General features: G+C 31.5%; 16 protein-coding genes, 1 pseudogene and 1 other annotated feature. All 17 genes and pseudogenes read left to right on the top strand.

The window, feature by feature from the left end; genetic code table 11:
• Nucleotides 1–2: 2 nt before the first annotated feature.
• On the top strand, nucleotides 3–2,369 hold the full coding sequence (locus BR66_RS0119025) for an ATP-dependent DNA helicase (protein WP_026884323.1): 2,367 nt from the start codon (nucleotides 3–5) through the stop codon (nucleotides 2,367–2,369).
• Between the two features lie 314 nt (nucleotides 2,370–2,683).
• Nucleotides 2,684–7,204 (top strand): glutamate synthase large subunit, encoded by a 4,521-nt coding sequence (gltB, locus tag BR66_RS0119020; protein WP_026884322.1) that lies wholly within the window; start codon nucleotides 2,684–2,686, stop codon nucleotides 7,202–7,204.
• A gap of 12 nt (nucleotides 7,205–7,216) precedes the next feature.
• On the top strand, nucleotides 7,217–8,653 hold the full coding sequence (locus BR66_RS0119015) for a glutamate synthase subunit beta (RefSeq protein ID WP_026884321.1): 1,437 nt from the start codon (nucleotides 7,217–7,219) through the stop codon (nucleotides 8,651–8,653).
• 475 nt (nucleotides 8,654–9,128) lie between these two features.
• Nucleotides 9,129–9,545: an RrF2 family transcriptional regulator gene (locus BR66_RS0119010; protein WP_026884320.1), complete on the top strand. Its 417-nt coding sequence runs from the start codon at nucleotides 9,129–9,131 to the stop codon at nucleotides 9,543–9,545.
• A gap of 56 nt (nucleotides 9,546–9,601) precedes the next feature.
• Entirely contained in the window at nucleotides 9,602–10,795 is a 1,194-nt protein-coding gene (gene nifS / locus BR66_RS0119005; protein WP_026884319.1) for a cysteine desulfurase NifS, read from the top strand.
• A 116-nt stretch (nucleotides 10,796–10,911) separates the two neighbouring features.
• Nucleotides 10,912–11,083 (top strand) — a binding site (T-box leader).
• 67 nt (nucleotides 11,084–11,150) lie between these two features.
• Nucleotides 11,151–13,793 carry an alanine--tRNA ligase gene (alaS, locus tag BR66_RS0119000; protein ID WP_026884318.1) on the top strand — a complete coding sequence of 881 codons (2,643 nt, stop codon included), beginning with the start codon at nucleotides 11,151–11,153 and terminating at the stop codon, nucleotides 13,791–13,793.
• Nucleotides 13,794–13,866: 73 nt separating this feature from the next.
• Entirely contained in the window at nucleotides 13,867–14,124 is a 258-nt protein-coding gene (locus BR66_RS0118995) for an IreB family regulatory phosphoprotein (protein ID WP_026884317.1), read from the top strand.
• A gap of 52 nt (nucleotides 14,125–14,176) precedes the next feature.
• Entirely contained in the window at nucleotides 14,177–14,584 is a 408-nt protein-coding gene (gene ruvX / locus BR66_RS0118990) for a Holliday junction resolvase RuvX (RefSeq protein ID WP_026884316.1), read from the top strand.
• A 56-nt stretch (nucleotides 14,585–14,640) separates the two neighbouring features.
• On the top strand, nucleotides 14,641–14,907 hold the full coding sequence (locus BR66_RS0118985; protein ID WP_026884315.1) for a DUF1292 domain-containing protein: 267 nt from the start codon (nucleotides 14,641–14,643) through the stop codon (nucleotides 14,905–14,907).
• Nucleotides 14,908–14,960: 53 nt separating this feature from the next.
• Nucleotides 14,961–15,413 carry a Fur family transcriptional regulator gene (locus BR66_RS0118980; RefSeq protein WP_026884314.1) on the top strand — a complete coding sequence of 151 codons (453 nt, stop codon included), beginning with the start codon at nucleotides 14,961–14,963 and terminating at the stop codon, nucleotides 15,411–15,413.
• A 250-nt stretch (nucleotides 15,414–15,663) separates the two neighbouring features.
• Nucleotides 15,664–17,330, top strand: a pseudogene (locus tag BR66_RS24310) (ribonuclease J).
• Nucleotides 17,331–17,628: 298 nt separating this feature from the next.
• Nucleotides 17,629–19,449: a translational GTPase TypA gene (gene typA, locus BR66_RS0118970; RefSeq protein ID WP_026884313.1), complete on the top strand. Its 1,821-nt coding sequence runs from the start codon at nucleotides 17,629–17,631 to the stop codon at nucleotides 19,447–19,449.
• Between the two features lie 32 nt (nucleotides 19,450–19,481).
• Entirely contained in the window at nucleotides 19,482–20,507 is a 1,026-nt protein-coding gene (gene mltG, locus BR66_RS0118965) for an endolytic transglycosylase MltG (protein ID WP_035796636.1), read from the top strand.
• Between the two features lie 14 nt (nucleotides 20,508–20,521).
• A complete protein-coding gene (locus BR66_RS0118960) occupies nucleotides 20,522–21,187 on the top strand; it encodes an O-methyltransferase (RefSeq protein WP_026884311.1) in 666 nt (221 codons plus the stop codon).
• A complete protein-coding gene (locus tag BR66_RS0118955) occupies nucleotides 21,174–22,400 on the top strand; it encodes a peptidase U32 family protein (protein ID WP_026884310.1) in 1,227 nt (408 codons plus the stop codon). The genes BR66_RS0118960 and BR66_RS0118955 overlap by 14 nt, the downstream gene beginning before the upstream one ends.
• The gene (gene udk, locus BR66_RS0118950) at nucleotides 22,400–23,029 is read left to right on the top strand and encodes a uridine kinase (RefSeq protein ID WP_026884309.1); all 630 of its coding nucleotides are present in this window, start codon (nucleotides 22,400–22,402) and stop codon (nucleotides 23,027–23,029) included. The genes BR66_RS0118955 and udk overlap by 1 nt, the downstream gene beginning before the upstream one ends.
• A gap of 68 nt (nucleotides 23,030–23,097) precedes the next feature.
• Nucleotides 23,098–24,708, top strand: coding sequence for a penicillin-binding transpeptidase domain-containing protein (locus BR66_RS0118945; RefSeq protein ID WP_026884308.1), 1,611 nt, complete (start codon nucleotides 23,098–23,100; stop codon nucleotides 24,706–24,708).
• The last annotated feature ends 40 nt before the right edge of the window (nucleotides 24,709–24,748 follow it).

Below are 24,748 nucleotides of genomic sequence, written 5' to 3'. Positions count from 1 at the left end.
AAATGGAAAATTCTAAAATAATAAAAATATCGGTAAGAGATTTAATAGAACTTGTTTTAAGAGGTGGAGATTTAGTTTCAAGTTTTGCTGGGAATAGTAGAAATGTAGAAGCTATTAAGGCGCATCAAAAGGTGCAGAAAAATTCAAAAGAAGATTATAAGAGTGAAGTTACAATAACCTATAAATTCATAAAAGATGATTTAGAGATAGATATAAGAGGCAGGATTGATGGAGTAATAACGAGGGATGCAGATATAATAATAGATGAAATTAAAACTACTACAAATAGTTTGGATAATATTAAGGAAGATTATAATTTTCTTCACTGGGCTCAGGTTAATTGTTATGCATATTTTTATTGCTTAGAGCATAAACTGGATACTATTTTTACTAGATTATCCTATTATCAAATGGATAGTGGTGAAATAAAATATTTTACAAAACAATATTCTAAAACTGATCTTCAACAATTTTTTTATGAGATTATAGATAAATTTGTTTATCTTGCAAAGGTTCAAAGTGAATTTAAAAATCTTAGGGATATGTCCATTGAGAAATTAGGATTTCCATATGATTCTTTTAGAGAAGGTCAGAGGGAGTTTTCGGTAGCTGTATATAGAACAATTATGGAAAATAAAATATTGTTTGCAAAAGCGCCTACAGGCATTGGAAAAACTATGGCTACTATTTTTCCAGCTCTAAAGGCTTTAAAAGCAGGATTTACATCAAAGATATTTTACACAACAGCAAAGACAACTACGGCAAATGAGGCAAAAAAAGCTTTGGAGATTTTGCAAAGTGGAGGTCTTTATTTAAAAACTATATTTATAACTGCCAAAGAAAAAATATGTTTTCAAGATGAAACAAATTGTGATCCAGAAGTTTGTAAATATGCAAAGGGGCATTATAACAGAATAAATGATGCAATACTTGATATATTAAACAATAATCTTATTACTAAAGAAGTTATTGAAATCTATGCAAAAAAGCATACAGTGTGTCCATTTGAATTCGCATTAGACCTAACTAACTGGTGTGATTGCGTTGTATGTGATTATAATTATATATTTGACCCTAGAGTGTATTTGAGAAGATTTTTTATGGATGATGGTGGAGACTACGTGTTACTTGTGGATGAAGCTCACAATCTACTTAAGAGATCTCGGGAAATGTATTCAGCTGAACTTCAAAAAAAAGAAATTTTAAATCTTAAAAACTTAACAAAGGGAAATCTAAAAAGTATACATAAAGCTTTGAATAGTGCAAACTCTATAATGGTAAAAATGAAAAAACAATGTGAAGATAGCCCAAATAAGGTGGTTATCGAAAAAAAACCACCTAAAGAAATGCTGGCTCCACTGAAAAAATTTCTACAAGAGGCAGAAAAATATTTCGCTTCAGGTGAAGAATCAGAAATAAATGATAATATATTGGACTTGTATTTTAAAGTCAATGCATTTACTAGAACCTTTGAGTATTTTGATGAAAAATATATAACTTATTTAGAAAAAGATTACGAGGATATTAAAGTTAAAATTTTTTGCGTAGATCCTTCAACTAGACTTCATGAATGTTTAAAAAAGGTAAAAACCACTGTATTTTTTTCAGCAACGCTAACACCAATGGATTATTTTATGAGGCTACTTGGAGGAGATGAAACTTCCTATAGAATAAATTTTAAATCCCCCTTTAGTAGAGACAATTTATGTTTATTGTTAGACGATACAATATCAACAAAATATCACGATAGAAAATACTCTTATGATAAAATTGCTGAGATAATAAAAAAATCTATTGGCGAAAAAACAGGAAATTATATTGCTTTTTTTCCTTCTTATGATTATATGAAAAAAGTTATAGATTTGTTTCACAGAGATAATGAGAGAATCATAATTCAACAGAGAAATATGAGTGACGAAGATAGAAACAAATTTATAAAGGCGTTTTCAGAAGATAATAGTGAAACACTAATAGGGTTTGCCGTTATTGGTGGAGCTTTTAGCGAGGGGCTAGATTTAGCAGGGGAGAAACTTAGTGGAGTAATTATTATAGGTGTTGGCCTTCCTAAAATATGCCTGGAAAATGATATTATAAAAGACCACTTTGGTGAAAATAATGGAGATGGTTTTCTTTATTCTTATGTATATCCAGGAATTAATAAAGTATTGCAGGCTTCAGGTAGGGTTATTAGGACAGAAAATGATAGGGGATTTGTTCTTTTAATTGATAGTAGATTTAGTAATAAGGTTTACAGACAATTAATGCCAGAAGAATGGAATAATCTAAAAAGAATAAATATTCCATATGAAAACCTGAATGATGTTATACATGAATTCTGGGTAAAAAGTAACAAAATACCATCAGCATGAATGATTTATAATATTTCATTGCATTAATTATTAATGATTTATACGTATATTTTAATATACATACCCTGTAAAACAAATAGTATTAATAATTTGCCTAAATAAATATTAATATAGAAAATTGCAAGTTTTAAGTTGAAAAGCGTCAAAAAACCAATTATAATATATAATAATAATATTTTATTACAGCATATTGTAATATATTGATTTATATATATGCGCTAAAATTTATATTTATGAATTAATAATAGATATATCGTTATATTTACGTAAGTTAAAATAGCTTATTGTTAGTTTAAATATTAAGGGGGCAAAACATGAATATGAGTAAGGGCTATGCAAAACTTCAAGGCTTATATGACCCACAATTTGAAAAAGATAATTGTGGTATTGGAATTTTAGCAAACATTAGAGGCGAAAAGTCCCATGACATTGTAAAAAAAGGTATAGAAATATTGATTAACTTGACACATAGAGGTGGAGTTGGGGCAGATACTAAAACAGGTGATGGTGCAGGAATTATGCTTCAAATACCACATGAATTTTTTAGTATAGCTTGTGACAACTTAGGAATTGATTTGCCTAAGGAAGGAAAATACGGGATTGGTATGGTGTTTCTGCCAAGAGAAACTACTTTTACTAGTCAATGTGAAGGTATAGTGGAAAGGGTAGTACAAGAAGAAAACCAAAAAATGTTAGGCTGGAGAGATGTACCAAGAGATAGTCGTCTTATAGGCGAGACAGCTAAAGGTACGGAACCAGTTATAAAACAAATATTTATTGGAAATAATTGCAAAAATCAAGAGGAATTTGAGAAAAAATTATACATTATTAGAAAAAGAGCAGAAAGTGAAATAAGTAGGCTTCTTGATAAAGATGCAGACAGCTTCTATATTTGTAGTCTTTCAAGTAGAAAAATAGTATACAAAGGATTATTATTACCAGATCAAATAAAAAGTTATTATATTGATTTGAATGACATTAACTTTAAAAGTGCTATAGCACTTGTGCATCAAAGATATAGTACAAATACATTTCCAACTTGGGATTTAGCTCAACCATTTAGATATTTAGCTCACAATGGTGAGATAAACACTATAAGGGGAAATAGAAATTGGATGAATGCTAGGGAAGGAAGCCTTGAATCAAAGGTGTTCGGCGATGAAATAGATAAGTTGTTCCCAATTGTAAATCCCACTGGAAGTGATTCAGCTTCTCTTGATAATATATTTGAACTACTGGTGATGGATGGAAGAAGTCCAGCTCATGCTATGATGATGCTAATACCAGAAGCCTTTGAAGCTAACGCGGAAATGGAAAAAGATAAGCGAGCATTTTACGAATATCATGCTTCACTAATTGAACCTTGGGATGGTCCAGCCGCTGTTACATTTACAGATGGAGTGCAAGTTGGAGCTGTTTTAGATAGAAATGGATTACGACCAGCAAGATATGTTATAACTAAAAAAGGAATGGTAGTTCTTTCTTCAGAAGCTGGAGTATTAGATTTTGCCCCTGAGGAAATAGAGAAAAAAGGAAAATTAGAACCAGGAAAAATATTTCTTATAGACACTGAACAAGGAAGAATCATCAGTGATGAAGAAGTTAAAAAAGATATATGTAGTAGTTATGACTATAAAGATGCAATTGATAAAAACAAATTTATATTAGAGGATTTTGAGGGCGCTGAAGAGAATAATGTTATAGTTCCAGAAGTTTTGAAGGAAAGACAACAAGCCTTTGGGTACACTCTTGAAGACCTCAAAATAATATTAAAGTCTATGGCAACTACTGGCAAAGAACCTCTTGGATCCATGGGAAATGATACACCACTAGCAGTTTTATCAAATAGGCCACAAAATTTATTTGCATATTTTAAGCAGCTGTTTGCTCAGGTGACCAATCCACCTATAGATCCTATAAGAGAAGAGTTAGTAACATCACTAATTAACTATATTGGTGCTCAAGGTAATATATTAAATGGAGAAATAAAAGATAGTCCGTTTATAGAAATATCTTCCCCAATTTTAACTGATTTAGATATGTCAAAGATAAAAAGATTGAGCAATAAGGATTTTAAGACCACAACTATACCAATAACTTTTAAATACGATACAGGTATTGATGGATTTAAAGAGGTACTTGAAAAAATATGTGAAAGAGCCTCACAGCGAGTAAGTGAAGGTTATAACATAATAGTTTTAAGTGATAGATTTGGCGATTCTTACGAGGCTGCAATCCCAAGTTTATTAGCAGTAGCAGCTGTACATCACCACCTTATAAGAGAAAAAACTCGTACAAAGGTTTCAATTATAATTGAAACTGGAGAAGCGAGAGAAACAATGCATATGGCATTACTACTTGGCTATGGAGCTACAGCGGTAAATCCGTATATAGCGTATAAATCAATTAAGCAATTAGTTAACCAAGGGGAAATTGAAAAATTATCCTATGAGCAGGCAATCTATAACTATAATGATGCAATAAATCATGGACTACTAAAGATACTTTCTAAAATGGGAATATCTACCTTAAGAAGTTATCATGGTGCTCAGATTTTTGAAGCTATTGGACTTAAAAGTGAGTTTGTAGATAAGCATTTCACAGGTACTTCATCAAGGATTGAAGGTATAGGAATTGAAACTGTTGCAGAAGAAGTTCTTATAAGACATAAAAATGCTTTTAACAAAATAAGAAAGCCAATTTCAGAGTTAGACGTTGGAGGAAATTATGCTTGGAGACCTGATGGCGAATTCCATCTATTTAACCCGGAAACTATATATAAACTACAAGTATCTGCTAGAAACAACAATTATGAATTATTTAAGGAATTTTCAGGACTTATTAATAAGCAAGACGAACACCTTTGTACAATAAGAAGTATGTTTAGTTTGAAAACGGACAATGAAATTCCAATAGATGAAGTTGAACCAACAAGTGAAATACTTAAAAGATTTTGTGCAGGAGCAATGTCCTTTGGATCAATTAGTAAAGAGGCTCATGAAACTATTGCAATAGCTATGAATAGAATTGGGGGTAAAAGCAATAGTGGAGAAGGCGGAGAAGATCCAAAACGGTACAAAAAGTCTGCTAATGGAGATTGGAAAAGAAGTGCTATTAAGCAGGTTGCCTCTGGAAGATTTGGGGTAAATGCTGAGTACTTAGTAAATGCTGATGAAATTCAAATAAAGATGGCTCAAGGTGCAAAGCCTGGAGAAGGCGGACAGCTACCTGGTAAAAAAGTGGATGATGCTATTGCTAAGGTTAGGCATTCTACTCCTGGCATAGATTTAATTTCACCACCGCCACATCATGATATTTATTCCATTGAAGATTTGGCTCAACTTATTTATGATTTAAAGTCTACAAACCCAGATGCAAGAATAAATGTAAAATTAGTATCAGAGGTTGGGGTCGGAACAATTGCAGCAGGAGTTTCAAAAGCACATGCTGATGCGATTTTAATCAGTGGACATGATGGAGGTACAGGAGCATCACCTATCTCATCAATAAAAAATGCAGGAATACCATGGGAACTAGGACTATCAGAAGCACAACAGGTACTTCTATTAAATGATTTAAGGAGTAGGGTAGTACTTCAAACTGATGGACAGCTTAAAACTGGAAGGGATATTGTTGTAGCTGCGCTTTTAGGTGCTGAAGAATATGTATTTGCTACAACACTTTTAGTGGTAGAGGGATGTACCATGCTTAGAAACTGTCAAAAAAATACTTGTGAAATGGGTATAGCTACTCAAGATCCAGAACTAAGAAAGAATTTTAAAGGGAAACCTGAGTATATTGTAAATTTCTTAACATTTTTAGCGATGGAAGTAAGAGAATATATGGCTAAACTTGGATTTAGAACAATAAATGAAATGATAGGAAGAGTAGATAAAATTGATATTAAAGATAAAAGTGATCATTGGAAAGCAAAGGGAATTGATCTATCAAGAATATTATATAAGCCAGATATGCCAAGTAGAATAAAACCATATTGTACTAAAAAACAGGATCATGGAATCAAAAATGCAATGGATTATAAGCTAATTAAAATGTCACAAAATGCTTTGTATGAAGGTGAAAATGTTGTAGGTAATTTTGAAATTAAAAATGTCGATAGAGCAGTGGGCGCAATGCTTAGCGGGAAAATCGCTAAAATTTATGGAAATAAAGGCCTGGCTGAAGATACAATTTGCTTTAATTTTAAAGGCTCAGCAGGACAGAGTTTTGGAGCCTTTGGAGCACATGGACTGACACTTACCCTTGAGGGAGAAGCAAATGATTATGTTGGAAAAGGTTTGTCAGGAGCAAAACTTATAATTAAGACGCCTAAAAAATCAACATTTAAGCAAGATGAAAATGTAATAGCTGGAAATACTATTCTTTATGGAGCAACAGAAGGAAGTCTTTATATTAATGGTGTTGTTGGAGAAAGATTTGCAGTAAGAAATAGTGGCGCTATAGCTGTAGTTGAAGGTGTAGGGGACCATTGCTGCGAGTATATGACAGGAGGAACTGTTGTTGTTATAGGAAAACGTGGAAGAAATTTTGCAGCAGGTATGAGCGGTGGAATTGCTTATGTAATTGATGAAGATGACTCCATAGAAAATACAATTAAAAATAGTGAACTTTACATTGGAGAATTAAATGAAGCAGATTCGGAAGTTGTGTTTAATATGATAAGTGATCATTATAACTATACTGCAAGCAAAAAAGCAGGGGAATTACTTAAAAATTGGAATGAATCATCAAAACTTTTCAAGAAAATAATACCAAATGCTTATAAATTGATTTTGGAAAAAAATAAAAACGTAGCTTCCAAGCTAAGAGCGTAGGAGGTAATATAAATGGGTAAAACAACAGGATTTAAAGAATATAAAAGAGAAGTAGCTACTGATAGACCAATTAAAGAGAGAATAAAAGATTATAAGGAAATCCATATTTCTATGCCAGATGAAAAAATCAAAATTCAAGGTGCTAGATGTATGGACTGTGGGATACCATTTTGTTCGTGGGGTTGTTCAATTGGAAATTTAATGCCAGATTTTAATGACATGGCTTACAAGGGAGAATTTGAAAAAGCCTATAAGCGATTATCACTAACAAGTAACTTCCCTGAATTTACAGGAAGAGTTTGTCCTGCACTTTGTGAAGGTTCATGTACTTTAGGAGCCAACTCTGAGCCGGTTTCAATAAAAGAAGTTGAGCTAGGAATTATTGAAAAAGCTTTTAAGGAAAATTGGGTAAAACCAAATATTCCTAAAGTTAGGACTGGTAAAAACATAGCGGTTGTTGGATCGGGTCCTTCAGGACTTACTACAGCAGCTGAATTAAATTCCGTTGGACATAATGTAACTGTTTTTGAAAGACACGATAAAATAGGTGGATTATTAAGATATGGAATACCAGATTTTAAACTTGATAAATCTGTAATAGACAGAAGAATAAATATCATGGAAAAAGAAGGTATTAAATTTAAAGTTAATACAAATATTGGATTTGATTACGATTCAAATCAACTTCTCAAAGATTTTGATTCGGTGGTTTTGTGTGGAGGATCCACAGTGCCTAGAGATTTACCAATTGAAGGAAGAAACCTTAAAGGCATATATTTTGCCGTAGATTTTTTAAGATATATTAACAAGAAAGTAGCAGGAAAAGACGTTTCAAAGGAAGCTATTGATTTAAAGGGAAAAAATGTTCTTGTAATTGGTGGCGGCGATACTGGATCAGATTGTATTGGAACATCTATTCGTGAAGGTGCAGAAAATGTATACCAGTATGAAATTATGCCAAAACCTCCGATTAAAAGAGATGAAACAATGCCATGGCCATTATTTCCAAGAACTTTAAAGACAACCACATCTCATGAAGAGGGTGCTATTCGTGAATGGTGTATTGAAACAATAAAGTTTATTGGTGAAGATGACAAGATTACAGCAATAGAAGCTGTAAAAGTAAAATGGGAAAAAGATGATTCTGGAAGACCAATGAAAGTTGAAGTACCAAAATCAAAAATAACTCAAAAAATAGATTTAGTATTAATTGCTATGGGTTTTGTACATCCTGATCATAAGGGTATTGTAGAGGATTTAAACTTGAAACTTGATAATCGTGGTAATGTTTTTGCTGATAAAAATTATATGACTAGTGTAGAAGGCGTATTTTCAGCAGGTGATATGAGACGAGGTCAATCACTAGTTGTTTGGGCAATGAACGAAGGAAGAAGTGTTGCTAAATCCGTTGATAAATACTTAATGGGAGAAACATCCTTAAGAGGATAGTTAAAATTCTCACAAGTGATAAGCTTAGTATCAGTGAATGTAGGCAGTTTTGTTTAATCAAATCTGCTTACATTTTTTTGTCGCATTTTTATAAATTAGAAGAAAAATTATATTAACTTTTAAACTAGAAAAGTGATATAATAGGTTACATATAATACATACATTACCATTAAGAAAAAAATCAAGAGTTCTATTCTTAGCAAGTTTTATTGTTGACAAATATACTCGGATTTGATATCATTTTGATAATGTTTAGTAAAACAGTCGGGTATAATAATTTACTAGAATATTTTGTTCATTAATTATGAATAATAAGATATGTTATTTTGCAAATGGTGGTTTAATGTAAATTAATCACGTCTGTGGGTTTAAGCTATACTCACAGGCGTGTAAGGCATCTGAAAGAATATAGACTAGTATACTGAGTTATTCTTTTGAAGATGCCTAAGTGTCACTTTATAAAGGAAGTGGGTTAATGAAGCTTTCAACAAAAGGAAAGTATGGCGTAAAGGCTATGGTTGATTTAGCCATAAATTTTGGAAAAGCACCAATATCTATAAAAAATATTTCAATGAGACAGCATATTTCTGAGTATTATTTAGAACAACTATTTTCGCAGCTTAGAAAGGCTAAGCTCATAAAGAGCGTAAGAGGTGCACAAGGTGGCTATATTTTAAATAAAGAACCTAAAGATATAACAGTATCGGATGTTTTTGATGTATTAGAAGGTCCCATTGAAATATCAGATTGTATAGAAGGTGAAGTGTGCAGTAATAGTAGTTGCTGTGCTTCAAGAATTCTTTGGGAAAAGCTTAAAGAAAGTATAGATACTGTAACAAAAACTATGACATTACAGGACATGATTGATGATTACAATAGTATGAATCATTAGGAGCAAAAAATATAATTGTAATGCCCTATTTTAGATGTCTTAAAGGAGTGAACTTAATGAATACTAAACGTGTTTACATGGATTATGCAGCAACTACTCCTGTAAAACCGGAAGTTTTACAGGAGATGCTTCCATATTTTACAGAAAATTTTGGAAATCCATCATCATTGTATTCTTTTTCTGATGAGACGAAAGAAGCAATTATTACAGCTAGAAAAAAAATTGCTCATGCAATAAATGCTGATAAATCAGAAATATATTTTACAGGTAGTGGATCTGAAGCTGATAATTGGGCTATTAAAGGAATTGCAATGGAGCATAAGAATAAAGGTAATCATATAATAACTACAAAAATTGAGCATCATGCAGTGATAAATACATGTAAATATTTAGAAAAGAATGGATTTGAAATAACCTATTTACCTGTTAATGAAGAAGGGTTTATAAGCATTGAAGATTTACAATTAGCTATCACAGATAAAACAATTTTAGTATCCATTATGTTTGCTAATAATGAAATAGGAACTCTAGAGCCCATTAAGAAAATTGGTGAGTTATGTCGAGAAAGAAAAATATTTTTTCATACGGATGCAGTTCAAGCTGTAGGCCATGTAAATATAGATGTGGAAGATATGAAGATTGACTTATTGTCCATGTCAGGTCATAAATTTTATGGTCCAAAAGGCATTGGTGCATTATATGTGCGAAGAGGTGTTAAATTAGAAAATTTAATTCATGGGGGTTCACAAGAGCGAGGAAAAAGGGCAAGCACAGAAAATATTGCTAGCATCGTTGGAATAGGTAAGGCCATAGAGATTGCTACAGAGGAATTAGAACTAGAGTCAGAAAGACTTAAAAATTTAAGTGAAAAGTTAACAATAAGTATTGTAGATAAAATACCTTACACTAAAATCAATGGACCAACAAGAAATAAAAGACTCCCTGGAAATGTAAATCTAAGTTTTATAGGTGTAGAAGGAGAGGCCTTGCTTTTAGATTTAGATTTAGACGGGATTTATGCCTCAACAGGTAGTGCTTGTGCCTCAGGTGCTACAGAACCATCACATGTGCTTTTGGCAATAGGGCTTCAAAGTGAACTAGCACATGGTTCATTGAGACTTACTATTGGAGTAGGTACTACAGAAGAAGATATAGATTATGTTGCTAAAAAGTTATCTTCAATAGTTGAAAGAATAAGAAAAATATCTCCATCATGGAAGGCATTTATTGAGAAAAAAGATAAAAAATAATAGATTTCCCTGCAAAAAGGTTGAATTATTTTAAGAAAAACGGAAAATACTAAAAAATTCACAATACAATATTGACATAAGTATGATTTTTAAATATAATTTTCATTAGGATAATATATAAGGTAATGATGGGAAGTAGTAAATATTTTGATATATTATAGAGAGGAAGTGGTTGGTGAAAACTTCTTAATCAATTTATTGAAGCAGTCCTTGAACTGTATTTTTTTTAAGTGACACAGTATATGTGTAATTAGGGTGGTACCGCGGAATTTAGCTTTCGTCCCTTGCAATGAGCAAGGAATGGGGGCTTTTTATTTTTTATAAAATTTTGAAAATTAATTAGGAGGATACAAAAATGGATACAATGGGGTTAAATGAAATAAGAGAAGCATATCTTAGCTTTTTTGAAAATAAAGGCCATTTAAGATTACCAAGTTTTTCTTTAGTGCCTAAAAATGATAAGGGACTACTTATCATAAATGCTGGAATGGCACCAATGAAGCCTTATTTTACAGGACTTCAAGTACCTCCAAGCAAACGTGTTACAACATGCCAAAAATGTGTCAGAACCGGGGATATAGAGAATGTTGGTAAAACTTCTAGACACTTTACTTTTTTTGAAATGCTAGGGAACTTCTCCTTTGGAGACTATTTTAAGGAGCAAGTAATTCCATGGGCATGGGAGTTTCTAACTGAAAGTTTGAAAATTCCAAAGGAAAAATTATATGTAACAATATATTTAGATGATGATGAAGCTTTCAAAATATGGACAGAAAAAGTAGGACTTGATCCAAGTCGCGTTTTTAGATTAGGCAAAGAAGAAAATTTTTGGGAACATGGTGCTGGACCTTGTGGACCAAGTTCTGAAATTCACTATTATAGAGGTGAAGGTACAATAAAGAATACAGAAGATTTCATGAAAGCTTCCGATGATGATATCGCAGTAGAATTATGGAATCTTGTGTTTACACAGTTTGATAAGGATCAAGATGGAAAGTATAATAAACTTTCAAAACCAAATATTGATACAGGTATGGGACTTGAAAGAATTGCCAGTGTGATGCAAAATAAAACAAGTGTATTTGAAGTTGATACTATAAAAAAAATACTTGATATGGTATGTAAAACTGCTAATGTGGAATATGGAAAAGATAAAGATACAGATATTTCAATTAGAATAATAACTGACCATGTAAGAAGTACTACTTTTATGATAAGTGACGATATAATACCTTCAAATGAAGGTAGAGGATATGTGCTTAGAAGACTTTTAAGGCGTGCAGCAAGACACGGAAAATTAATTGGTGCAAAGGGAACATTCTTGTCTGAACTTTGTGATGTAGTAATTGATAATTCCTTTGGGGCTTATGCTGAACTAAAAGAAAAAAGAGCCTACATTAAGAGGGTTATAAAACTGGAAGAAGAAAGATTTATTGAGACTTTAGACAGTGGTATAGAAATTTTAAATGAATATATTCAGGAAATGAATGCTACGTCCTCAAAGATATTATCTGGAGATAAAGCTTTTAAATTATATGATACTTTTGGTTTCCCAATTGAATTAACTCAGGAGATTTTGGAAGATAAGAACATTTCAGTGGATATTAAAGGTTTTGATGTTGAAATGAAAATTCAGAGGGAAAGAGCAAGAAATGCAAGGACCGAATACACTTATATGGGTAGTGATATAAGCATTTTTGATAAAATTCCGGAAAACTTAAATACAAAATTTTTTGGTTATGACAAATTACAAGTTGAAACTAAAATAAGTTTTTTGATTTCACAAGATCAATTTGTTAATGAGATAGGTGAAGGTGAATCAGGAATATTGATTACAGAAGAAACTCCTTTTTACAGTGAAATGGGTGGACAAATTGGAGATACTGGCATATTTATAAGTGAGACATGTAAAGGTAAAATCACTAATTGCAAGAAGAATATATCAGGGAAAATAATGCATTTTATTGAAGTGACAAGTGGAGAACTTAAGATTAATGATAAAATAAACTTAAGTGTAGATAAAGAAAGAAGAAACAGCATTGCAAAAAATCATACCGCAACTCATATGTTGCAGGAAGCTTTAAGAGAAGTTTTAGGGGAACACGTTCATCAATCAGGATCTTTTGTTGATGAATTTAAACTAAGATTTGACTTTACTCATTTTTCCGCAATTAGTGAAGATGAATTAAAAAAAGTTGAATTAATTGTAAATAAAAAAATAATGGAAACTATAGCTGTTGATACACAGGTGATGACATTAGATGAGGCAAAAAAATCAGGAGCAATGGCATTGTTTGATGATAAATATGGTGATGCAGTTAGAGTTGTTTCGGTTGGTGATTTCAGTAAGGAACTTTGTGGAGGAACACATATTAAAAATACAGGAGAAGTAGGGCAATTCAAAATAATTTCAGAAGCTGGAGTAGCAGCAGGTATAAGAAGAATAGAAGGAATTACAGGTTTTGTTGCATTAAAAGAAGTAGAAGAAAAAAATGAATTATTAAAATCAATTGAAAAAGAATTAAAATGCAATGAGAAGGACGCTTTAAGCAAAATTGCTACAATCCTTATTGAACTTAAAGATAAAGAAAAAGAAATTGTTGAACTGAAATCAAAACTAGCATTTAATTTTGAAGATGATATAATAAAATCAATGGTTGAAGTTAATGGAGTTAAACTTGCCACTGGTGCTTTAAAAGGGCTAGATAGTAATTCACTTAGAGATTTAGCTGATAAAATTAAATCTAAATTAGGTGATAATTCAGTAGTAGTACTTGGGAGCCATAATGATGGAAAAGTTCAATTTATAGCAATGGCAACAAAAGATGCTGTTAAAAGAGGAGCACATTGTGGTAATATAGTTAGAGAAGTTGCCAAAATTTGCGGTGGCGGCGGTGGCGGACGTCCTGATATGGCAGAAGCCGGCGGAAAAAATCCAGAAAAGATAGTCGAGGCTCTAGCAAGTGTACAAAATATTATGGTAAATTTAGTTAAATAGTATACTTTTATTGTTTATTGGGATATAATATACGTAACTAGTTTATACCATTCGGTAAAGGGGTGAAACTAAAATGGGGAACAATATTGATAATACAATTCAATTTGATGTTTTAAATAATAAAAAAGATCTTACAAAGTCCATATTAGGTGAAGTATACAATGCCTTGAAGGAAAAGGGCTATAATCCTATTAACCAGTTAGTTGGTTATATTATTTCGGGTGATCCTACATATATAACAAATTATAACGGTGCGCGTGCTTTGGTTAGAAAACTAGAGAGAGATGAGATACTTGAGGAAGTGTTTAAATCATATTTAGATGTGAAATAAAAATGCCCTTATTGGGCATTTTTATTTCGATTTTTACATAAAAGGAGATAAAATGCGAGTTCTAGGCTTAGATATAGGTGATAAGACAATCGGAGTTGCAATAAGTGATCCGCTTGGATTTACAGCACAGGGAATTACAACAATAAGAAGAAAAAATGAAAGCATAGATATTTCTGAATTAATAAATATATGTAATGAGTACTCTGTTGATACAATAGTCGCGGGTTTACCAAAAAATATGAACGGAAGCATAGGTCCACAGAGTGAAAAAGTTCTAGCATTATGTGAAATTATAAAAGAAAAAATAGATTTACCACTAAAAATGTGGGATGAGAGACTTACAACCGTAGCAGCAAATAGAGCAATGCTTGAGGCTAATTTATCACGGGCAAAACGTAAAAAGTTAGTTGATAAAGTTGCAGCTACATATATTTTGCAAGGTTACCTAGATAGTTTGTAGGGAGTAAAGTTTGACAAAGACTACTGTAATATTTAAAATGGAGGTAAGAATAAAATATGGAAAATGATACAACTAATATCACTTTACTAGATGAAGATGGAAAAGAAGTTCAATTTGAGGTAATAACGAAAATTGATATAAAAGATAGTGAGTATGTGATTGTCTCACCAAAAGAAGCAGGTCCAGAAGTGGAAGCTATAATACTTAAAATTGACGTTGATGAAGACGGAAATGACATTTTGTATACAATAGAAGATGATGAAGAATTTGATATGGTAAGTGAAGCATATGAAGCCTTGTTTTCAGAAGGAGACTTAAATTAATTGTTTAATACTGTAAATCGGGTTTTATATAACTTATGAAATGGGGGATTTATATGCATAAGTTATCAACAGGTGAAATTGAAAAATTAAAGAGTAATTTAAAAGAAAAAGGATATAAACTAACGCCTCAACGGAGAGGTATTTTAGATACGATCATAAAGAGTGAAGGCCAACATCTTACGGCAGAAGAGCTTTATGAGTTGGTTAAATTGGATTGCCCTGAGATTGGGCTAGCAACAGTATATAGAACCGTATTATTATTAGATGAACTGGGAGTTATATGTAAATTGGACTTAAATGATGGTTGTAGCAGGTATGAACTTGTACACCAAGATGAAAATCACCAGCATCATCACCTTATTTGCACAAGTTGCGGAAAAGTACTTGAAGTTCAGGGTGATTTGCTTGAAAATCTTGAAAAAACCATTGAAGAAAAATATGATTTTGAAATAAAAAATCATAGCGTTAAATTTTATGGTTTATGTAGTGATTGTAAAAATAAGTAAAACTAGATTAACTTATTTTTAGTAATAATATAGTGAAAATTTATAGTCCGTAATATTATTGAATTAATAAAAATATGGTTACGAACTATAATAAATAATTTAACTCCACTAGAATTTTATTTTAGTGGTTGTTAAAAATATCCATTTTGTGTTATTTATTGATTAAGTTTGGTCAATAAGTTAACTCGGAATAGTTTGTTTGAAAATATTTATACTTAAAATATAAATATTAAAAAAGGAGGGTAGAGTTATGCGAAAAGAAAAGGATAAAATTAAAATTATAGCTTTAGGTGGGCTAAATGAAATTGGAAAAAACATAACTGCTATAGAATTCAAAGATGAAATAGTAGTTATAGATTGTGGCTTAAAGTTTCCTGACGAAGAGATGTTTGGTATAGACATAGTGATTCCGGATGTGAGTTATTTAGTAAAAAACATTGAAAAAGTTAAAGGAATATTTTTGACCCATGGTCATGAAGATCATATTGGTGCACTTCCATATGTGTTAAAAGAATTGAATGTTCCAGTTTATGGCACAAAACTCACGTTAGGTATACTTGAGTCTAAATTGAAGGAACATGGTCTTTTAGGCAAGGTTACACTTAATTGCGTAAAGCCAAAGGACATAATAAAGCTTGATGTTATGTCAGTGGAATTCATAAGAACAAGTCATAGTATAGCGGATTCAACTGCTATAGCTGTGCACACTTCACTAGGCGTGATTCTTCATACTGGCGATTTTAAAATTGATTATACTCCAATAGACGGATGCCTTGCAGATTTTGCTAGGTTTGCAGAACTTGGAAAAAGAGGAGTACTACTCATGCTTTGTGATAGTACGAATGTTGAAAGACCTGGATATACAATGTCAGAAAGTACTGTTGGAGTTACATTCCAAAATCTTTTTGCTAAAGCAGAAGGTAGGATAATAGTTGCGACTTTTGCATCAAATGTGCATAGAATACAACAAATTGTAACAGCATCAGAAAAATATGGCAGAAAAGTAGCAGTATCTGGTAGAAGTATGGAAAACATTGTGGCTGTAGCTACTGAATATGGTTACTTAAAATCAAATGAAGGTACAATGATTGGCGTAGATGCTATAAATAGATATCCTAATGATAAGGTTACCATTATAACAACAGGAACTCAAGGTGAGCCAATGTCTGCACTTACTAGGATGGCAGCTTCAGAACATAAAAAGGTAAATATAATTGATGGGGATATGGTTGTGATATCAGCATCTCCAATTCCAGGTAATGAAAAATTGGTTTCTAGGGTTATAAATCAACTATTCAAAAAAGGTGCACAAGTTATTTATGAAGCATTGGCTGATGTACATGTATCAGGGCACGCTTGCCAAGAAGAATTAAAGCTTATGCACACTTTAGTAAAACCAAGATTCTTTATGCCGGTACATGGAGAATACAGACATTTAAAACAACACAGTGAACTTGCAGAAGGTCTTGGAATGGCAAAAGCAATATATTGATTGCAGATAATGGCGATGTGATTGAGCTCACAAGAAATTCTATAAGTAAAAATGGAAGTGTTCCAAATGGTCAGATATTTGTAGATGGCCTTGGTGTAGGTGATGTTGGGAATATTGTATTAAGAGATAGAAAACATTTGTCCCAGGATGGTATATTAACTGTAGTTGTTACAATTGAAAAGCAGAGTGGCAGCGTAATTGCAGGACCTGATATTATATCAAGAGGTTTTGTTTATGTAAGAGAATCAGAAGATCTTATGGATGAAGCAAGAGAAATAGTTAAAAAAGCACTTAGAGAATGTGAAGAAAAACACATAATTGAGTGGGCCACAATAAAATCTAATATTAAAGATGTTTTAAGGATGTTTTTATATGAAAAAACTAAAAGAAAACCAATGATATTACCAATTATTATGGAAGTGTAGTTTAGGGTTAAGAGATTGAAAATTATACAAATTTTAGTATAAAACTACATTTTTAGTTTTAAATGGAAGGCATATTTAAACTTTTTATGATTATTTAGATTAAATTTTACTTTTTACATTAAATAGTTTGACTATAAGTTGACTTTTGTCAAACAAAATATTAAAATAAGAATGATGATAAATTGGGTACATTGTAGTATCCAATTTTTGTTTGTAGTATTTATAGTTACTACTAACAATTAGTAATTTTAATTAAGGTTCAGAAACACGCCTTATAATTTAGTTTGGAGGATAAAACATGGAATTATTTACTAGAAATGACATTAGGAATGTAGCTATTATCGCGCACGTTGATCATGGCAAGACTACTCTTGTGGATTCACTATTAAGACAGAGTAATGTATTTAGAAGCAATGAAAAACTTGAGGAAAGAGTTATGGACTCTAATGATCTTGAAAAAGAAAGAGGAATAACTATACTATCAAAAAATACATCTGTAATACACAAAGGTATTAAGATTAATATAGTTGATACGCCAGGACATGCGGATTTCGGTGGAGAAGTTGAACGTGTACTTAAAATGGTTGATAGTGTTCTTTTACTTGTAGATGCATATGAAGGACCAATGCCACAGACCAAATTTGTTTTAAAGAAAGCATTAGAACTTGGACTTAGACCAATAGTTGTAATAAATAAAATTGATAAGCCAGATTCTAGACCTACAGAAGTAGTTAATGAAGTCTTTGATCTATTTGCAGAACTTGGTGCTAATGATGATCAACTTGAATTCCCAATAGTATACGCTTCTGCAAGAGAAGGCATAGCTAAATATGAAGTAGATGAAGAAAGTACAAATATGGAACCATTATTTGAGATGATTATCAAACATGTTAAAGCGCCTTCTGGTTATATAGATGAACCTTTCCAAATGCTTGTATCAACAATTGATGCCAATGAATATGTTGGAAGAATTGCTATTGGTAAAGTTGAAAGAGGAAGATTAAAGAGAAACCAACAGGTTACTTTAATAAGAAGAGATGGAACTAAAGAAAATGTTAAAATATCAGCACTTTATCTTTATGAAGGATTAAAGAGAGTTGAAGTTGAAGAAGTTATGCTTGGTGATATAGCAGTTGTTGCAGGAATATCTGATGTTAGCATTGGTGAAACTATAGCAGATGCAAGTAAACCAGAACCACTTCCTTTTGTTGATATAGATGAACCTACTTTAACTATGAACTTTATGGTTAATAACTCTCCTTTTGCAGGTAGAGAAGGCGATTATGTAACATCAAGACATTTAAGAGATAGATTAATGAAAGAACTAGAAACTAATGTTAGTCTACGAGTTGAAGATACAGAATCAGCTGATTCATTCAAAGTTAGTGGAAGAGGAGAATTACATCTTTCAATATTGATTGAAACAATGAGAAGAGAAGGATATGAATTACAAGTTTCAAAACCATCAGTTATATTCAAAGAAGTAAATGGTAAGAAGTTAGAGCCAATAGAATACCTTACTATTGATGTTCCTGAAGAGTTTATGGGAGTTGTAATGGAAAAGCTAGGACCTAGAAAAGCTGAACTTAAAAACATGACTTCTGCTATAAATGGTTATACAAGACTTGAATTCAAAGTGCCTTCTAGAGGTCTTATTGGGTTTAGAAATGAATTCATGACTGATACTAAGGGTAATGGTATAATGAATCACGTACTTGATGACTATGAAGAGTATAGAGGACCTATAGCTGAAAGAAGTAGAGGATCTCTAGTTGTATTTGAAGCTGGTGTATCTGTAATCTACGGTCTTTTCAATGCACAAGAAAGAGGTAAGCTATTTATTCCTGCAGGTATTGAAGTTTATGAAGGAATGATTGCTGGAGAATGTGCAAAATCTCAAGATATAGATGTTAATGTATGTAAGAAAAAACATTTGACTAATACTAGATCATCAGGAGCAGATGAATCACTTAAATTGGTTCCAATTGGTGATATGACATTAGAACAATGTATTGAATTTGTCTCTTCAGATGAATTGGTTGAAATAACACCAAAAAATATCAGAATGAGAAAGAAAATATTAGATGCAAGTTTAAGAAAAAAAGCAGGTAGAAAATAAAAAAATAATACTTGCAATTGGATGGGTATAAAATGTATAAAATTAATAAAAAAGTTAAAATTATATCAATAGTTATTATTGCACTTTTTGTAACTCTTTTAGTTTCCACTGTTTATGTTGGCTATTCACTAAAGCATCCCTTTAAAATAACTAACAATAAAGAATTTGAGGTAAAAAAGGGAGATACATTTTATAGTATAATCACCAGATTGAATTCACAAGGTGTAATGACAAATCCACTAATTGTAAAGGCATATATTAAATACTATAAAATTCCCGGCATAATAAAGCCGGGAATTTATATGCTTTCTAGTGATATAAGTTTAAAAGAATTTATTCACAATGTGGGTGCTGGTACATTTGATGAGAACTATGTTAAAGTTACTATTCCAGAAGGTTACAACTTATCCCAAATTGCTGATAAGTTACAGAGTCAGGGCATATTGAGTAAAGATAATTTTATAAAGGCATGTGAATCTTATAAATTGCCTAGCTATGTTAAAGATGATAATAAAAGAAGATACAAATTGGAAGGTTACCTTTTCCCAGATACATATGAGCTTAAAAAAGGAATGTCAGGTAATGACGTTATAAAGTTAATGCTTAATAGTTTTAAGGATCATATGAACCTTTTAGCAAAGAATGATAATATCACCATAGATGAAGATAAATACGACTCAATAGTAGACATGGCTTCAGTAATTGAAATGGAAGCATATAAAGATGAGGACAGGGCCACTATTGCATCAGTATTTTATAATAGAATAAGCAAAAATATGAAGTTACAATCAAATGTTACAGTGGAATACGCACTTGGATATCATAAAGAAAAATTATATAATAAAGATACGGCAATTGCATCGCCATATAATACATATTATGTGACTGGATTACCAGAAGGTCCAATTTGTAGCCCGGGAATTAAATCTTTGAGGGCAGCAGCTGAGCCAAGCAAAACAAACTATATTTATTTTTTATCCTATGATAACGGTGTTAGTTATTTTACCGCTGATTACAACAAATTTTTGGCTGAGAAGAAAAAATTACAGGGCAATTAGGTTGGAGGATTTTAATGAGTGGAATTACCTATGATTATATGGAACAATATATAAAAGGACTTATAACTGAAGAATCAGATATTTTGGAAGAAATGAAAATCTATGCAGAAGAAAATTTTGTTCCTATAGTTCAAAAGGAAACTGGAAAGTTTCTAGAATTTATGGTTACGGTAAAAAAACCTCTTAAAATATTAGAGCTTGGTACAGCTATTGGTTATTCTTCTATTTTGATGAGCATGTATTCTGGAAAAACTACAAGGATCACAACAATTGAACGTGATGATAAAATGATTGAACTTGCAAAGAGTAATATTAAAAAATACGGTTATGAAGATCGGATTCAGGTTTTACCAGGTGAATGCCTGGAAATGCTAAAATCTCTCAATGGTAAGTTTGATATGATATTTATGGATGCTGGAAAAGGTCACTACAATCATTTTTTGCCAGAATGTCTAAGGCTTTTGAATGAAGATGGAATAATTGTTGCTGATAATGTTTTATTTAGAGGAATGGTTCCAAATAATGACTTACTAGAGAGAAGAAAAGTTACCATAGTAAAAAGAATGAGAAAATACTTGGAACTTGTTTCAGATAATAAGTTGTTTATTACTTCTGTGATACCTATGGGGGATGGAATAGCAGTAACAACAAGGAGGAGTACAACTAATGAACAAGCCTGAGATACTTGCACCAGCGGGAAATCTTGAAAAGTTAAAAGCAGCAATAGACTTTGGAGCAGATGCTGTCTACCTTGGTGGAAGTAAATTAAATTTAAGAGCATTTGCTGATAATTTTGAAGTAGAAGAATTAAAAAATGGTATAATTTATGCTCATGAAAGAGGAAAGAGAGTATATGTCACCTTAAATGTATTCCCTCATAATGAAGATGTAATAGGCCTTGAAGAATATCTAAAAGAATTGTACGATTTACACGTAGATGCAATAATAGTTTCAGATCCAGGAATAATTATGACTTCTAGAGAAGTAGTCCCTAATTTAGAAATACATCTGAGTACTCAAGCAAATAATGTAAATTGGAAATCAGCTATATTTTGGTATAAACAAGGGGTAAAAAGAATTGTTCTTGCCAGAGAGCTGTCATTGATTGAGATAGGGGAAATTAGAAAAAATCTACCAGAAGATTGTGAGCTTGAAGCTTTTGTTCATGGATCAATGTGTATGGCATATTCAGGAAGATGTTTGCTTTCTAATTATATGACAGGTAGAGATTCAAATAGAGGCCAATGTGCTCAACCTTGTAGGTATAAGTACAATCTAGTTGAAGAAAAACGCCCTGAAGAGTATTTCCCTATAATTGAAGATGAAAAGGGAACATACATTATGAATTCAAAGGATTTATGTATGATAGAGCATATTCCAGAACTTCTTGAATCAGGAATAAACTCTTTCAAAATAGAAGGAAGAATGAAGAGCTCATATTATGTTGCCTCAGTAGTAAAAGCCTATAGAGAAGCCGTTGATTCCTATTTTGAGGATCCGAAGAATTATACATTTAACAGTAAATGGATGGACTATCTTCTTAAACCAAGTCATAGAAGATATTTTACTGGATTTTATTTTGGAGAAGATAATAAACAATATTATGAATCATCCTCATATATTAGAAACTATGATATTGTAGGAATTGTTGAGAGCTATGATCCGAAAAGTGGAAGAGCAATTATAAAACAGAAAAACAAGATTTTTGAAGGCGATAAAGTTGAAGTTTTAAAACCTAAGGGTGATAATATAATAATTGCTTTGTCCGATTTAAAAAATGATAATTATGAAAAAATACCATCAACTCCAGTTGCACAAATGATATATTCTATTTCAACAGATGTTGTACTGGAAAAAGGTGAAATGCTTATAAAAGGTAAGGAGGCAAAGTAATGAAGCGTCCTATTCTAATTGGTATAACAGGTGGTACGGGTTCAGGAAAAACAACAATAGCAAGTGAGATATTCAGAAAATTTGACAAAACACGTATTACTGTAATCGAACAGGATTCTTATTATAAGGATCAAAGTGAGTTACCTATTGAAGAAAGAATTAAAACTAATTATGATCATCCTGATGCTTTTGATACCGAACTTTTGGTATCTAATTTAAAAGAGCTTATTATGGGGAAATCTATAGAAAAACCAATATATGATTTTTCTATTCATAATAGAAAAAAAGAAAAGGTAGTTATTCAGCCTTGTGAAATTATTATACTTGAAGGTATAATGATCTTGGATTCACCGAAAATTAGAGAACTCTTAGATATAAAAATATATGTTGATACGGATGCAGATGTTAGAATCATAAGAAGGTTAATAAGGGATATGAATGAAAGAGGAAGAACTATGGATTCCGTAATCAATCAATACCTAAATGTAGTGCGCCCAATGCATCTGCAGTTTATCGAACCATCAAAACGTTATGCAGATATAATTATACCTGAAGGTGGAAAAAATATTGTTGCTATAGATATACTTACTGCTAATATAAGGCAGATACTTTCCAGAGAAGACAAATAATAATACTAATATTGAATAAAACATCTTACCTTGGTCTAGAATTAAGACTATGGTGAGGTGTTTTTTTTATGGATATAAGGAAAAAAAGATGTTATATGATTTTGTTTTCATGTGTAATAATATTTTCTTTACTAATTTTCAAAATATATTTAATTGATTTCAAAGATAATGATCAAATTTTAAGTACTTACAATTCTCAAAATACATCAGTAGAAAAAACTTCTGATATAAATTTTGATATAATTGATTTTAGTGGCAAACAACTTTTAAAATATGATTTTGATTATTATGTTGTGGTTAATCCATATATATTTCTTAAAAATAATAGTGATACCAATATGTATGATTTGAGAGCACTTACATATACTTTGAAAAACTATAATAGTAACTATGATTTATTTAACGATGACATAATAAATAAAAGTTCCAAGATATATTGGAAAGTTGATGAACAAACCTATGATAAAATCAACAAAATAAAGGGAGTTAATGGAGTTTACTCTTATATATATTACAAAGTAAATAGAAGTGAAGCATCGGATATATGTAATACATTAACCAATGTCAAAGATAATAATGGCAAAGACAAGGCCAGTAATTCTTTAGAGATGCAAATCTACAATAAGGTTTTAAAAAATGGTTATACAGAAAAATATTTTCAAAGTGATGATAATGGTAATTTGACAAATGTTAATGATAAGAAACTTAAAAGCACAACAAATGTGAAGCTTACAATTGACCAGGACATGAATGATAAGGTGAATGAAATTTTAGATAATGATGAGTTTAAGAATTATAAGCAGATTGGTGCAGTGGTTATGGAAAGTGATACTGGAAAAATAAGAGTGCTTACGCAAAAGGACAAATATAAAGGTAATATAAATGCAGGAATACAAGATGGTTACCTTTTCCCAGGTTCAATTTTTAAAATAATAGTTGAAGAAGCTGGATTACAGAGCAAAGCTATAAATACATCGGAGATATTTCATGATGATGGCAAATATAGTGAGAGTGGCGAAAAGGGGAATTATAATCTACTACAGGCATTCATTGTGTCTTCTAATGAAGTATTTATGAAAATTGGCAATAAAACAGGTTATGATAGCATATATAAATATGCTAATGAGCAAGGCTTATTTGACAAAGTTTTAGGGCTTAATTATGAGCAGCATGGGAACCTAAACATGGATCCATTATCAACTGGTGATTTAAGCCTTTTGTCTATAGGTGAAAAATTCAGGATGACACCACTTGAAGCATTGAGTTTACCCAATACAGTAATAAATAATGGTATATACGTAAAACCTACTATCATAGAAGGCTATGTGGATAATAATGATAATTTAATTTCCAAACAAGAAACAACTTCAAAAAAAATATTAGATACAGATACTTCAAATTTTATAAAAGGAGAAATGGAGCAGGTAGTTTCCAATGAAAGTGGAACAGGAAGACTAGCATATGTTGCAAACAATGATGTAGGAGGAAAAACAGGAACTGCAACAAGAGTTGAAAATAAAGATGAAAGTCATGTGGATGCATGGTTTGTGGGATTTTTTAAAATTAAAAATAAATATTATTCTACTGTGATACTTGTACCAGATATACAAAATAGCCAAGAAGCAGGAACAACTGCTGCACCAATATTTAAGAAGATAGTTGAGGAACTTAATAAATAGTTAATAGTACATGCACATTTTAAAATTATACACATAATAT

Origin of the sequence: Clostridium akagii DSM 12554 (assembly GCF_000686725.1) — a bacterium.
Lineage (GTDB): Bacteria > Bacillota > Clostridia > Clostridiales > Clostridiaceae > Clostridium_I > Clostridium_I akagii.
This window is presented reverse-complemented; position numbering and strand designations above follow the sequence as displayed.